Source organism: Streptomyces sp. NPDC042100 (assembly GCF_055582325.1).
Window position 1 is genome coordinate 373,295 of record NZ_JBVJDK010000006.1, and the last position, 11,939, is coordinate 385,233.

The 11,939-nt window shown below is 73.9% G+C and carries 13 protein-coding genes; 7 read left to right on the top strand and 6 right to left on the bottom strand.

All coding sequences use genetic code 11. From position 1 onward, the window contains the following. Positions 1–40: 40 nt before the first annotated feature. Positions 41–898: a phosphotransferase enzyme family protein gene (locus ACZ6J5_RS16360; protein WP_469391908.1), complete on the bottom strand. Its 858-nt coding sequence runs from the start codon at positions 896–898 to the stop codon at positions 41–43. Positions 899–1,035: 137 nt separating this feature from the next. Between ACZ6J5_RS16360 and ACZ6J5_RS16365 the strand changes: the two genes are divergently transcribed. The 4 genes from ACZ6J5_RS16365 to mgt all read left to right on the top strand — a co-directional run bounded on the left by ACZ6J5_RS16365 (position 1,036) and on the right by mgt (position 5,404). Then, the gene (locus ACZ6J5_RS16365; RefSeq protein WP_469391910.1) at positions 1,036–1,989 is read left to right on the top strand and encodes a carbohydrate ABC transporter permease; all 954 of its coding nucleotides are present in this window, start codon (positions 1,036–1,038) and stop codon (positions 1,987–1,989) included. Beyond that, the gene (locus ACZ6J5_RS16370) at positions 1,986–2,825 is read left to right on the top strand and encodes a carbohydrate ABC transporter permease (protein ID WP_469391912.1); all 840 of its coding nucleotides are present in this window, start codon (positions 1,986–1,988) and stop codon (positions 2,823–2,825) included. Before ACZ6J5_RS16365 ends, ACZ6J5_RS16370 begins: the two co-directional genes overlap by 4 nt. Beyond that, positions 2,825–4,141, top strand: a complete 1,317-nt coding sequence (locus ACZ6J5_RS16375) for an extracellular solute-binding protein (protein WP_469391914.1) — start codon at positions 2,825–2,827, stop codon at positions 4,139–4,141. The genes ACZ6J5_RS16370 and ACZ6J5_RS16375 overlap by 1 nt, the downstream gene beginning before the upstream one ends. A 69-nt stretch (positions 4,142–4,210) precedes the next feature. Then, on the top strand, positions 4,211–5,404 hold the full coding sequence (gene mgt, locus ACZ6J5_RS16380) for a macrolide-inactivating glycosyltransferase (protein WP_469391916.1): 1,194 nt from the start codon (positions 4,211–4,213) through the stop codon (positions 5,402–5,404). A gap of 52 nt (positions 5,405–5,456) precedes the next feature. Here mgt and ACZ6J5_RS16385 read toward each other — a convergent pair whose 3' ends face one another. Then, entirely contained in the window at positions 5,457–5,756 is a 300-nt protein-coding gene (locus ACZ6J5_RS16385; protein ID WP_469391918.1) for a hypothetical protein, read from the bottom strand. Between the two features lie 525 nt (positions 5,757–6,281). Here ACZ6J5_RS16385 and ACZ6J5_RS16390 point away from each other — a divergent pair. The 3 genes from ACZ6J5_RS16390 to ACZ6J5_RS16400 all read left to right on the top strand — a co-directional run bounded on the left by ACZ6J5_RS16390 (position 6,282) and on the right by ACZ6J5_RS16400 (position 8,149). Continuing rightward, positions 6,282–6,848 carry a DUF1697 domain-containing protein gene (locus tag ACZ6J5_RS16390; RefSeq protein WP_469392164.1) on the top strand — a complete coding sequence of 189 codons (567 nt, stop codon included), beginning with the start codon at positions 6,282–6,284 and terminating at the stop codon, positions 6,846–6,848. Between the two features lie 67 nt (positions 6,849–6,915). Next, on the top strand, positions 6,916–7,521 hold the full coding sequence (locus ACZ6J5_RS16395) for a mycothiol-dependent nitroreductase Rv2466c family protein (RefSeq protein WP_469391920.1): 606 nt from the start codon (positions 6,916–6,918) through the stop codon (positions 7,519–7,521). Between the two features lie 55 nt (positions 7,522–7,576). Beyond that, positions 7,577–8,149: a TIGR03086 family metal-binding protein gene (locus ACZ6J5_RS16400; RefSeq protein WP_469391922.1), complete on the top strand. Its 573-nt coding sequence runs from the start codon at positions 7,577–7,579 to the stop codon at positions 8,147–8,149. 13 nt (positions 8,150–8,162) lie between these two features. Here the strand turns inward: ACZ6J5_RS16400 and ACZ6J5_RS16405 are convergent, their stop codons facing one another. Genes ACZ6J5_RS16405 through ACZ6J5_RS16420 form a run of 4 tightly spaced genes read right to left on the bottom strand, consistent with a single transcriptional unit; the run spans position 8,163 to position 11,738 of the window. Further along, the gene (locus tag ACZ6J5_RS16405; RefSeq protein ID WP_469391924.1) at positions 8,163–8,903 is read right to left on the bottom strand and encodes a sirohydrochlorin chelatase; all 741 of its coding nucleotides are present in this window, start codon (positions 8,901–8,903) and stop codon (positions 8,163–8,165) included. A 5-nt stretch (positions 8,904–8,908) separates the two neighbouring features. Further along, positions 8,909–9,808 (bottom strand): ABC transporter permease, encoded by a 900-nt coding sequence (locus ACZ6J5_RS16410; RefSeq protein WP_469391926.1) that lies wholly within the window; start codon positions 9,806–9,808, stop codon positions 8,909–8,911. Next, entirely contained in the window at positions 9,795–10,592 is a 798-nt protein-coding gene (locus ACZ6J5_RS16415; RefSeq protein WP_469391928.1) for an ABC transporter ATP-binding protein, read from the bottom strand. Before ACZ6J5_RS16415 ends, ACZ6J5_RS16410 begins: the two co-directional genes overlap by 14 nt. A gap of 33 nt (positions 10,593–10,625) precedes the next feature. Next, positions 10,626–11,738 (bottom strand): aliphatic sulfonate ABC transporter substrate-binding protein, encoded by a 1,113-nt coding sequence (locus ACZ6J5_RS16420; RefSeq protein ID WP_469391930.1) that lies wholly within the window; start codon positions 11,736–11,738, stop codon positions 10,626–10,628. Positions 11,739–11,939: the final 201 nt, after the last annotated feature.

An 11,939-nucleotide genomic window follows, 5' to 3' on the forward strand; every position in this document is an offset into this window, starting at 1 on the left:
ATCCAGGAGGTCCGTTGGTCGGGATCATGATGACAGGAGGTCAGAACGGGTACCAGCGCACCTCGGGGTCGCCGTCCCGCAGCGAGGCCACCCGCCGCTCGAACTCGGCGAGCGCCTTCGGGTTCGACGGCGCGTGCTGCGCCACCCAGGCACAGCTCGCGGTCTCCCGCGCGCCCCGCAGCACGGCGCAGCCCTCCCACTCCCGCACGTCCCAGCCGTACGCCTCGGTGAAGGCGTCGTAGGCCGCCGGGTCCAGCCCGTAGCGGTCCCGGGACAGCGCGAGCACCACCAGGTCGTGCTCACGCAGGTCGGAGGAGAAGGTCTCCAGGTCGACCAGGACCGGGCCGTCCGGGCCGACGTGCACATTGCGGGGGAGCGCGTCGCCGTGGATCGGGCCGGGCGCGAGCCGGGGGACCAGGGCCGCGGCGGCCGGTGCGAAGGAGTCCCGCCGGTCCCGCAGGAACGCCGCGTCCGCCGGGTCGATGGCGTCGCCCGCGAGCCGCAGCCAGCGCTCCACCCCGCCGAGCAGCTCCCGGCGCGGCAGGGTGAGGCCGGCCGGCTCGGGCAGCGCGTGCACCCGCCGCAGCAGCGGCGCCAGGTCCCTCGGCTCCGGGGGCCGGACCGCGTCGGGCAGCCGGTGCCAGAGGGTGACCGGGTGCCCCTCGGCGACCCGGGGCTCCGGCTCCGCCGCCCGCACCGCCGGGACGCCCGCCTCCGCCAGCCAGCCGGCCAGGGCCAGCTCCCGCTCGGCGCGCGGCAGCAGCTCGGCGTCCCGGCCGACCTTGGCCACCAGCCCGTCGAGGGCGAAGACCGCGTTCTCGCCCAGCGCCAGCAGCGCCGCGTCGGCCGCCCGCAGTCCGGCGGCGGCCAGGATCTCCCGTGCCCGCGCCTCGTCCATCGCTCTCTCCTCACAGCCGTCGTTATCGCGCCAAAGTCTCGCATCCGCGCAGGTCGCCTTGACGCGGCGACGGACCCTTTGGACGATGACGGCCCTGGAGTGCCCACCGGCTCGGCCGTGCGAAGGGGGCGGGGACCGTGAGCGTGACGACCGCGGACCGGCGCCCCGCGCGCCGCCGGAAGCCCCCCGCGCCCGGCCCCGGCCGCCCCCGCCCCGGCCCGGGACCCGGCTTCGGCCCGTGGTTCCTGGTGCTGCCCGCGCTGCTGCCGATCCTGCTGCTCAGCGTCGGCCCGCTGCTCTACGGCGTCGCCCTCGCCTTCACCGACGCCCAGTCCGGCCGCACCCGTGCGACGAGCTGGATCGGCGCCCTCAACTTCCGGGACCTGCTGCACGACGGCCTGTTCTGGGAGTCCTTCCGGATCGGCCTGGTCTGGGCGGTCGGCGTCACCGTCCCCCAGTTCCTGCTCTCCCTCGGCCTCGCCCTCCTCCTCGACCAGCGGCTCCGGCTGCGCGGCCTGGCCCGCGCCCTCGCGATCGTCCCCTGGGCGATGCCCGAGGTCGTGGTCGGCATCATGTGGCGGCTGGTCTACCAGCCGGACGCCGGCATCCTCAACGAGACCCTGCGCGCCCTCGGCCTCGGCGAGGGCCGGGTCTGGCTCGGCGGCCTCGCCACCGCGCTGCCCGCCGTCCTCGTCGTCGGCGTCTGGGCCGGGATGCCGCAGACCACCGTCGCCCTGCTGGCCGGCCTCCAGAACACCCCGCGCGAGCTCCACGAGGCCGCCGCCCTCGACGGCGCCGGGGCCTGGCGCCGCTTCCGCACCGTCACCTGGCCGGCGCTGCGCCCCATCGCCCTCGCCATCAGCGCCCTCAACCTCATCTGGAACCTCAACTCCTTCGCCCTGGTCTACGTGCTGACCGGCGGCGGACCCGGCGGCCGGACCCGGCTGCCGATGCTCTTCGCGTACGAGGAGGCCTTCCGCTACGGCCAGTTCGGCTACGCCGCCGCCATGGGCTGCGTGCTGGTCGCGGTGGTCTCGCTGCTCCTCGCGCTGTACCTCGTCGGACGGCTGAAGGGGGACCCGGACCGGTGAGCGCCTTCCGTACCAGCGGGCCCGCGCGGCTCGGCCAGTACCTCGCCCTCGGCGCGTATCTGCTCTTCCTCGCCTTCCCGCTGCTCTGGCTGGTCTCCACCGCCTTCAAGCCCGCCGTCGAGCTCGGCGCCCCGCACCCGGCGTGGATCCCGCGCGAGCCCACCCTCGACAACTTCCGGCGGGCCTTCGCGGAGCAGCCGCTGCCGCGGGCGGCCGGGAACAGCCTGCTGGCCGCCGGATCCGCGGCCCTTGTCGCCGTCCTGGTCGCCACCCCGATGGCCTATGTGCTGGCCCGGCACCGCTCCCGGCTCACGGCCGCCGCCACCGGCTGGGTCGTGGTCAGCCAGGCCTTCCCCTTCGTCCTGCTGATCATCCCGCTCTTCCTGGTCCTCAAGCGCCTCCACCTGATCGACAGCCTGGCCGGGCTGACGGCGGTGTACGTGGTGTGGTCGCTGCCCTTCGCGCTGTGGATGCTGACCGGCTACGTCCGGGCCGTCCCCGTCGAGCTGGAGGAGGCCGCCGCCGTCGACGGCGCCGGGCGGCTGCGGATCCTGGTCTCGGTCACCGCCCCGCTGCTCGGCCCCGGGATCGCCGCCACCGGGCTGTTCGCCTTCGTCACCGCGTGGAACGAGTTCTTCTTCGCGCTGGTCCTGCTCAAGTCCCCCGAGCGGCAGACCCTGCCCGTGGTCCTCACCCACTTCCTCGGCGCCGAGGGGGTCGCCGACCTCGGCCCGCTGGCCGCCGCGGCCCTCCTCGCCACCCTCCCCTCGCTCCTCGTCTTCGCCGCCATCCAGCGCCGGATCACCGGGGGCGTGCTCGCCGGGGCGGTGAAGTGATGCGCTGGGGCCGTCCGTTCGCCGCCGCGCTCGGGGCGCTCGCGCTGCTCCTGGCCGGCTGCTCGGCCCCCTCCGGGGAGCGGGGCGACGGCGTGGTCCGGCTGCGCTTCCAGTCGCTCGCCTGGCAGAGCGAGTCGGTCGCCGCCAACAAGGAGCTGGTGCGGGAGTGGAACGCGGCCCACCCCCGGGTCCAGGTCGCGTACGTGCAGGGGAGCTGGGACTCCGTCCACGACCAGCTCCTCACCGCCTTCGAGGGCGGCGAGGCGCCGGACCTGATCCACGACGCCTCCGACGACCTGGCCGACTTCGCCCACGGCGGCTATCTCGCCGATCTGCGCGGGCTGCTCTCCGAGCGGCTGCGCGCCGGCATCCCGGCGCGGAGCTGGGCGACCACCACGTTCGGGGCGGGGGTGTACGGGGTGCCCTTCCTCCAGGAGCCGCGCGTGATCATGGCGAACCGGACGCTGCTCGCGCGGGCCGGGGTGCGGATCCCGACCCCCGAACGGCCCTGGAGCTGGGCGGAGTTCCGGCAGGTCGCCAGGGATCTGACGGCCTCGATGGGCGAGGGGCGGTACGCGGTGGCCTGGCCGCTGCGGGAGCCGGTGTCGGTCTCGCTCAACCTCGGCCTCTCCGCCGGGGGACGGCTCTTCCACCGGGAGCCCGGCGGCAAGGCGGTGCTGCGCTTCGAGGCGGGCGACGCCGTCGTGCCCGGCACCATCCGGGCCATGGTCCGCACCGACCGCACCGCGTCCCCCGCGACCCTCGGCAGCGGCGGCTCGGACACCCTGCCCGGCTTCTTCGGCGGCCGGTACGCGATGGTGCCGCTGGGTTTCTCGTACCGCCAGCAGATCGTCCAGCAGGCGCCGCCGGGCTTCGACTGGACGGTGCTGCCCGCGCCCGCCGGGGCGGCGGGGCTCGCCCAGGGGGTCAGCCCGCAGACCCTGTCGATCGCGGCGGACAGTCCGCACAAGGAGGAGGCCGCGCGCTTCCTGGAGTTCTTCCTCCAGCCCCGCAACACGGTCCGGCTCGCGCGCGGCGACTGGATGCTGCCCACCTCGACGGCCGCCCTCGCCGACCCGTCCCTGCGCACCCCCGCGTACGGCTGGGCCACCGGTGTGGCGGTCGCGCGGGAGCTGAGCCCGGCGCCCGCCCCGGCGGTGCGCGGCTATCCGGAGTGGAAGGACAAGGTGGCCACCCCCGCGTTCCAGGAGTACTACAGCGGCGCGATCGACACCGCCGGGCTGCGGAAACGCCTGGTGGACGACGGGAACCGGGTGCTGGCCCGCTACCAGAGGGAGTTTGACGACAGGCTCTAGCGGTCCCGGTCCCGGTCCCGTCATCGTAATCGAATAGACGAGACGTTTCGTCTTGTCTAAGGTGAGGGCATGACCACGACCCCCCGCTCCCACCTCGCCATGTTCTCCATCGCCGCCCACGGGCACGTGAACCCCAGCCTCGACGTGATCCGCGAGCTCGTCGACCGGGGCCACCGGGTCAGCTACGCGATCCCCGCCGCCTTCGCCGAGAAGGTCGCCGCGACCGGCGCCACCCCCGTCGTCTACCGCTCGACCCTCCCCACCGACGACGACCCCGACGCCTGGGGCACCGAACTCATCGACAACATCGAGCCCTTCCTGGCCGACGCCGTCCAGGCGCTCCCGCAGCTCGCGGCGGCCTTCGCCGACGACCGGCCCGACCTGGTGCTGCACGACATCACCTCGTACCCCGCCCGCGTCCTCGCCCACGGCTGGGGCGTCCCCGCCGTCTCCCTCTGGCCCAACCTGGTCCCCTGGGAGGGGTACGAGGAGGAGGTCGCCGGGCCGCTCTACGCGGAGCTCAAGGCCTCGCCGCGCGGCCGGGCGTACTACGACCGCTTCACCGCCTGGCTCACCGCCCACGGCGTCCGCACCCACCCCGACCCCTTCGTGGGCCGCCCCCGGCGCGGACTCGTGCTCATCCCCCGCGCGCTCCAGCCGCACGCCGACCGGGTCGACGCCTCCGTCTTCACCTTCGTCGGCGCCTGCCGGAGCGAAGGCGACGGCGCGGGGGAGTGGAAGCGGCCCGAAGGGGCGGGCAAGGTGCTGCTGGTCTCGCTCGGCTCCGCCTTCACCAAGCGGCCCGCGTTCTACCGCGCCTGCGTCGAGGCCTTCGGCGGGCTCGACGACTGGCACGTCGTGCTCCAGATCGGGAAGTTCGTCGACCCGGCCGAGCTCGGCCCGGTCCCCGCCAACATCGAGGTGCGCTCCTGGGTCCCGCAGCGGGCGATCCTCGCCGAGGCCGACGCCTTCATCACCCACGCCGGCGCCGGCGGCAGCCAGGAGGGGCTGGCGACGGCCACCCCGATGGTCGCCGTGCCGCAGGCCGTCGACCAGTTCGGCAACGCCGACATGCTCCAGTCGCTCGGCGTCGCCACCCGTCTGCCGATGGAGGAGGCCACGCCCGAGCGGCTGCGCGCGGCCGTGCTCGCCCTGGTCGCCGACCCGGAGGTCGCCCGCCGGGCCCGCGCGCTCGCGGAGGAGATGGCCCACGAGGGCGGCACCCGGCGCGCGGCCGACCTGATCGAGGCGGAGCTGGCCTGACCGAGACGGAACGGCCCTGGCCCCGGCCGCGCGCCGGACGCCCCGGGCGGGCTCAGACGGTGGTGGCGAGCCAGCCGACGGTCTCGGTGGTGTGGCTGCCGTCGCTCTTGAAGCTGCCGCCGTTCAGCTCGTTGAAACGGATCTTGAAGCCGGTGACGGTGACGTCGTGGACGCGGATGCCGGGCGTCTCCGGCCCGTTGAAGGTCTGCGTCAGCGGCAGCACCACGACCGTGGAGCCGGCCGGGAACGGGGTGGGGAACGTGACCTGGGTGAAGGTGCTGGTGTCGCCGCCGGTGGTCTCCACGGGCTGGGTGGAGTTCAGCTGGATCCTGCCGGTCTGGATCAGGCTCATGGTGCCGCCTCCTGGTGCGAGGGGTTCGGGTGCGGCCGTCGGGGGACGGCACGAGGGAGCCTCGCCGCCCCGGCCGCGCGCCATGCGGGGCCACCTGAACGAGCGACGCCGAACAGGTCAGTCCCCGCAGCCCCGTCGCGCCCACCGTTCCCCGCCGCCCCTCCGGCCCCGGCGGGCCGGTCCCGCCGCCGATCGTTTCTGCGGCCGGTGAACTGGGCCGCCCCGAGCGCCCCGGGCCGCTCCGCCCCGGACCGGCGGCGGAGCCCGTCCCGCCCGGATCGGCACGGTCGGAGACCCGCCGCGCCCGCCGCCCGCAGTCGTATATCGGACGGCTCGTCCGGATCGCGTATTACGAAACCTTGTTGAATAAGTCACAGCCGCGTGGAGCACTTGCCTGAGGCCTCCCCCATCGGCCAGGGTTTCCGCCAGCTACCGGATGCTTCTCCTCCGCTAGCCGCCGCAGGCGGCCGTCGCGCCCTCCCCCACGGGGCACGGCGGCCGTCCTAGGCTGACGCCATGCCGACGATGCCGACGACCTACGCCGCCCTGCTCCGCGGGATCAACGTCAGCGGACACCACAAGGTCCCCATGGCGGAGCTCCGTTCCCTCCTCGAAGGGCTCGGCCACCGCGAGGTGCGCACCTACCTCCAGAGCGGCAACGCCGTCTTCACCGCCGACCGCGAGCCCACCCAGGGCGCCGAGGACGAGCTCGCCGCCGCCCTGGAGACGGCGATCGAGGCGCACTTCGGCTTCCGCGTCCCCTGCCTGGTCCGCGACCACGCCTACCTCGCCGCCGTCGCCGCCGACTGCCCGTACCCCGCCGCCGAACTGGAGGGCAGACAGCTCCACGCCCTCTACCTCTCCGCGCCCGTCACCCCCGAGCGCTACGCCGCCATCGACCCCGAGGCCTACCGGCCCGAGGGGTTCGCCCTCGGCGACCGGGTCCTCTACCTCCACGCCCCGGGCGGACTCGGCACCTCGAAGCTCGGCGAGGCCCTCTCCCGCCCCGCCCTCCACAAGGGCCTCACCGTCACCGCCCGCAACTGGAACACCGTCGCCAAACTCGTCGAGCTGACCGCCCCCACCCCGTGACTGGCCCACTTCCGTCGCGCGCGAATGGCCCGGACCCCCGGGCCAACGGCCGCCTAGGGTGGACACCATGACGACGACCGTGGACTTCTACTTCGACCCCGCCTGCCCCTTCGCCTGGATCACCTCGCGCTGGATCCTCGAAGTCGAGCGGCAGCGCGACATCGACCTCCGCTTCCGCCTGATGAGCCTCTACCTCCACAACGAGGGCAACGAGCTCCCCGACTGGTACCGCACCCTCGTCGACGCCTCCATCGGCCCCGTCCGGGTCGCCGCCGCCGCGGCCGAACAGCACGGCGAGGAGATCCTGCGCCCCCTCTACACCGCCTACGGCACCCGCATCCACGAGCGGAGGAACAAGGACTTCGACGCCGTGATCGCCGAGTCCCTCGCCGAGCTCGGCCTGCCCGCCGCCCTCGCCGACGCCGCCCACGACCCCTCCCACGACGCCGCCGTCCGGCGCAGCCACGACGCCGGCAAGGACCCCGAGGCCGACGCCTACGTCGGCACCCCCACCCTGCACGTCGACGGCACCGCCTGGTTCGGCCCCGTGCTGCGCGCCATCCCGCGCGGCGAACGCGCCGCCGAGCTCTTCGACAGCTACCGGGTCCTCACCGGCCATCCCGACCTCTTCGAGCTCAAGCGCACCCGCACCGGCGGCCTCGACTTCGGGTGACGGCTGTCGCGAAACTTCAAGACCGGGCCGGGCGGCCCTCCGTAGCGTCGCGGACATGAACGAGATCCACGCACACCTCACCGTCTGCGCCGCCGAAGCCGCCCGCGTCACCCGCGCGGTCACCCCCGAGCGGCTCGCCGAGCCGTCGGTCTGCGCCGACTGGACCGTCGGCGAGCTCGCCGACCACCTCGTCCTCTACACCGCGCACGGCCTCGAACACCGCGCCCTGCGCACCCCGCTGCCCGAGGAGACCGTCCAGCGCGCGTTCACCGCCGAGGCCGACTGGCCCGAGCGGTACGCCGCCCAGCTCGACCGGGCCCTCGCCGCCTGGGCGAGGCCCGAGGCATGGGAGGGCGAGGTCGACCTCGGCGGCACCCTCGTCGCCGCCCCCGAGATCGCCTCGCTGATCGTCAAGGAACTCGCCCTGCACGGCTGGGACCTGGCCGCGTCCACCGGCGGGCACTTCAGCGTCCCCGAGGACACCGCCGCCTTCCTGCTCGACGTCGTCGAGCGGTACGCGGAGGTCTTCCGGCGGTACGAGGGCTTCGCCGCGCCGGTCGCCGTCCCCGCGGACGCCGACGCCTTCACCCGCGCCCTCGCCCTCAGCGGACGCACGCCGCGGGGCTGACGCCGGACAGGACCTAACCCGCGACGGCCGCGAGCCGGCCGGCGGTCGCGGCCGTGTACCGCTCCAGGAGCAGCCGGGCCAGCTCCGGGGCCGGGCCCAGCACGTCCGCCAGCACGTCGGCGCCGGCCGCGCCCGCCGCGATGCGGTCCGGGAGGCGGCCCGGCGCGATCACGTACGGGGCCACGGCCACCCGCCGGACACGCGGCTCGGCGCGCAGCGCCCGTACCGCCTCGTCCGTGCGGGGAAGAGATGCGGAGGCGAACGCGGGCCGCACGGAGCACCAACCGGTGCGCCGCAGCTCCCGCGCCGTTTCTGCGATCACCGCGATCGCCTCCGGGTCGGAGGAGCCCGCCGAGGCCAGGACGACCCCGGTCGAGCTCTTGTCGCCGGGCGCGAGCCCGGCCTCGTACAGCCGCCGTTCCACCGCCGCGAGCAGCAGCGGCGAGGGGCCGAGGACCTCCGCCTGCCGCACCCGCAGCCCGGCCGGGGCCCCGCGCAGCACGGCGGGGATGTCGGCCTTGGCGTGGAAGGCGCGGGTCAGCAGCAGCGGCAGCGCCACCACCTCCCGCACCCCGTCGGCGGCGAGCCGGTCCAGCACCCCCGGCACCGAGGGCAGGGTGAAGTCCAGGAACGCCGTCTCCACCCGCAGCCCCGGCCGCAGCGCGCCGGCCCGGCGCACCAGCGCCTGGACGGTCGCCGCGTGCCGCGGGTCGCGGCTGCCGTGGGCGATGACGAGGAGGGTGGGGGCGCTCATGGTGCTCAGCCCTTCACCAGCAGGCCGCGGCGGCGCAGCACGGCGCGCTCGACCGGGCTGAAGATCAGCAGGTCGATGGCGACGCCGACGAGGAGGATCAGGAAGATCGCCAGGAAGATGCCGGGCATGTCGAAGTTGTTGCGCCCGTTCTCCAGGAGCTGGCCCAGGCCGAGGCCCAGGTCGGGGGAGGAGGCGATGATCTCCGCCGCCATCAGCGAGCGCCAGGAGAACGCCCAGCCCTGCTTCAGGCCCGCCAGGTAGCCGGGCAGCGCGGCCGGCATCACGATGTGCCAGGCGCCCTTGAGCCCGGTCGCGCCGAGCGTCCGCCCGGCCCGCAGGAACAGCGGCGGCACCTGGTCCACGCCGGCCACCAGGCCGTTGGCGATGGACGGGACGGCGCCGAGCAGGATCACCGCGAACATCATGCTGTCGTTGAGGCCCAGCCACAGCACCGCCGGGGCCACCCAGGCGACCGAGGGCAGCGACTGGAGCCCGGACAGGATCGGGCCGATCGCCGTGCGCACCACGCCCACCCGGGCCACCAGGAGCCCCAGCGGGGTACCGATCGCGAGGGCGAGGAGGAAGCCGAGCAGGGCCCGGGAGACGCTGGTCCACAGGACGTCGAGGAGGGTGCCCTCCAGCCACATCGTGGACAGGCTCTCCCACACGGCGCCGGGCGAGGGCAGCTTGCCCTCGTCGGCGACCTTCAGGGTGACCAGCAGCTGCCACACCACGAGCACCAGCGCGATGGCGAGGACCGGCGGCAGGACCTTCTTCAGGAGGACCTCGCGCACCGGGGCCCGGCGGACCTGCACGCTGTCGAGCGCGTCGAGTCCCGCCTCCAGACCCGCCAGGTCGTCGGTCTTCACCCGCGCGGCGGGCGGTGTCGTCTCAGTGCTGGCCATGGCGGCGGATCTCCCCACGCAGTTCTTCGGTGATCTCGACGGACAGCTCCGCGACGGCGGCGTCCTCGATGCGGCGCGGCTGCGGGATGTCGATGGTCCACTCGCGGGCGATCCGGCCCGGCCGGGAGGACAGCAGGACGACGCGCTCGGCCAGCCGCACGGCCTCGCGCACGTTGTGGGTGACGAAGAGGACCGAGAGCCGGGTCTCCCGCCAGATCCGGGTGAGCTCGTCGTGCAGCACGTCCCGGGTGATCGCGTCCAGCGCGGCGAACGGCTCGTCCATCAGCAGCAGGTCGCTGGCCTGGGCGAGCGCCCGGGCCAGCGCCACCCGCTGCCGCATCCCGCCGGACAGCTCGTGGACGCGCTTGCCGTACGAACCGCCGAGCCGTACGAGTTCGAGCAGCCGCTCGGCCTCCGGGCGGCGCTCGGCCTTCGGCAGCCCGCGCAGCTTCAGCGCGAGCTCGATGTTCTTGCCCGCGGTCAGCCACGGGAAGAGGGCGTGCTCCTGGAACATCAGGGCCGGCCGGCCGCCGGGGGTCTCGATGGACCCCGCGGACGGCCGGTCGAGCCCGGCGACCAGGTTGAGCAGGGTGGACTTGCCGCAGCCCGAGGCCCCCAGGAGGGTGACGAACTCGCCCGGCGCGACATCGAGCGAGATGTCGTCGAGGACGAGCTGTCCGCCGGCGGGTCCGCCGAAGGACTTCGAGACGTGCTCGATGCGCGCGGCGTGACCGGCCGCGCGGACGCGGTCCTCGGCCTTGGCGAGCGTCGTGGTCGTGGCCATGGTCGTCACCTCCTGGGTGGGGCTGCGGCTGGGTTACTTCGCGCCGAGACCGGCGTCGGAGACCTCGGGCTTGCCCGCGGCCTTCAGGACCTTGTTGAGCACCTTCAGGTCGTAGATGCCGTTCAGGTCGGGCTGCTTGAGGAGACCGGCCTTGACCGCGTGGTCGGCCTGCGCCTGCAGGGTGGCCGCCAGCGGGTCGTCGGTGAACTGGATCGACGGCCAGGCGCTGTCGATGACCTTGTCGCCGAGCGGCTTGCCCGACAGCTCCTTCAGCTTGGCGTTGGCCGAGGCCTTCGCCTTGTCCTGGTTGGCGTTGATCCACTCGTTGGTCTTCACCGAACCGCGCAGCACCGCCTCCACCACGTCGGGGTGCGCCTTCAGGAACTTCTGCGACACGATGATGTTGGTGATGACGAACTTCTTGTCCGGCCAGATGTCGGACTCGTCGAGCAGCACCTTCGCGCCCTCGCTCACCAGCTTGGACGCGGTCGGCTCCGGCACCCAGGCGCCGTCGATGGAGCCGGACTTGTAGGCGTCCGGGGTGATCTTGTTGTCCGTGCGGACCACCGAGACGTCGCCCTTGCCGCTCTGGGCGTCGACCTTCCAGCCCTTCTCGGAGATCCAGTTGAGGAAGGCCACGTCCTGCGTGTTGCCGAGCTGCGGGGTGGCTATCTTCTTGCCCTTGAGGTCGTCCAGGGTCTTGATCTTGGCCGGGTTGACGACCAGCTTCACGCCGCCGGAGGCCGAGCCGCCGACGATGCGCAGGTTGGTGCCCTTGGACTTGGTGTAGCCGTTGATGGACGGCGAGGGGCCGATGAAGCCGATGTCGATCGAGTCGGCGTTGAGCGCCTCGATCTCGGAGGGACCGGCGTTGAAGGTCGACACCTTCAGCTGGGTGCCGCCCAGCTCCTTCTGGAAGATGCCCTCCTGGTCGCCGACCAGCGCGGTGGCGTGCGTCAGGTTGGGGAAGTACCCGAGCCGTACGGTGTCGGCGGAGAGCTTCGTGCCCTCGGCGGCCACCTTCTTCTCGTCGTTCTTCTTGGCGTCGGAGCCGTAGCCGCAGGACGCGAGCGCCCCGACGAGCAGGGGCAGGGCGGCAGCGGCGGCCAGGCCGCGGCGCAGGGTGGTGCGGGTGGTGGCAGGCACGGGAGGTGTTCCCCTCGATTCAGCTTCTGCGAAGTCTTCGTCTGTGTCTATGTCGTACGGGGTGGCACGGGTCGAGCAGCGTGACGCCGCGACAGCGGCGCGTGGAGGTCAGCACGCACATCGCGCGACACCTCCCCGGCCCGCGCCGAGCGCACCGGAACCCACCCGGCCGCCCTCCTTCGCGAAGGTGGCCCAGAAGTC

Coding starts and splice junctions, on each gene's coding strand:
- ACZ6J5_RS16390 (WP_469392164.1), top strand. CDS start 6,282: ATGCCGACGACCTACGCCGCCCTGCTCCGCGGGATCAACGTCAGCGGA.
- ACZ6J5_RS16400 (WP_469391922.1), top strand. CDS start 7,577: ATGAACGAGATCCACGCACACCTCACCGTCTGCGCCGCCGAAGCCGCC.
- ACZ6J5_RS16360 (WP_469391908.1), bottom strand. CDS start 898: ATGGACGAGGCGCGGGCACGGGAGATCCTGGCCGCCGCCGGACTGCGG.
- ACZ6J5_RS16395 (WP_469391920.1), top strand. CDS start 6,916: ATGACGACGACCGTGGACTTCTACTTCGACCCCGCCTGCCCCTTCGCC.
- ACZ6J5_RS16375 (WP_469391914.1), top strand. CDS start 2,825: ATGCGCTGGGGCCGTCCGTTCGCCGCCGCGCTCGGGGCGCTCGCGCTG.
- ACZ6J5_RS16385 (WP_469391918.1), bottom strand. CDS start 5,756: ATGAGCCTGATCCAGACCGGCAGGATCCAGCTGAACTCCACCCAGCCC.
- ACZ6J5_RS16410 (WP_469391926.1), bottom strand. CDS start 9,808: ATGGCCAGCACTGAGACGACACCGCCCGCCGCGCGGGTGAAGACCGAC.
- ACZ6J5_RS16405 (WP_469391924.1), bottom strand. CDS start 8,903: ATGAGCGCCCCCACCCTCCTCGTCATCGCCCACGGCAGCCGCGACCCG.
- mgt (WP_469391916.1), top strand. CDS start 4,211: ATGACCACGACCCCCCGCTCCCACCTCGCCATGTTCTCCATCGCCGCC.
- ACZ6J5_RS16415 (WP_469391928.1), bottom strand. CDS start 10,592: ATGGCCACGACCACGACGCTCGCCAAGGCCGAGGACCGCGTCCGCGCG.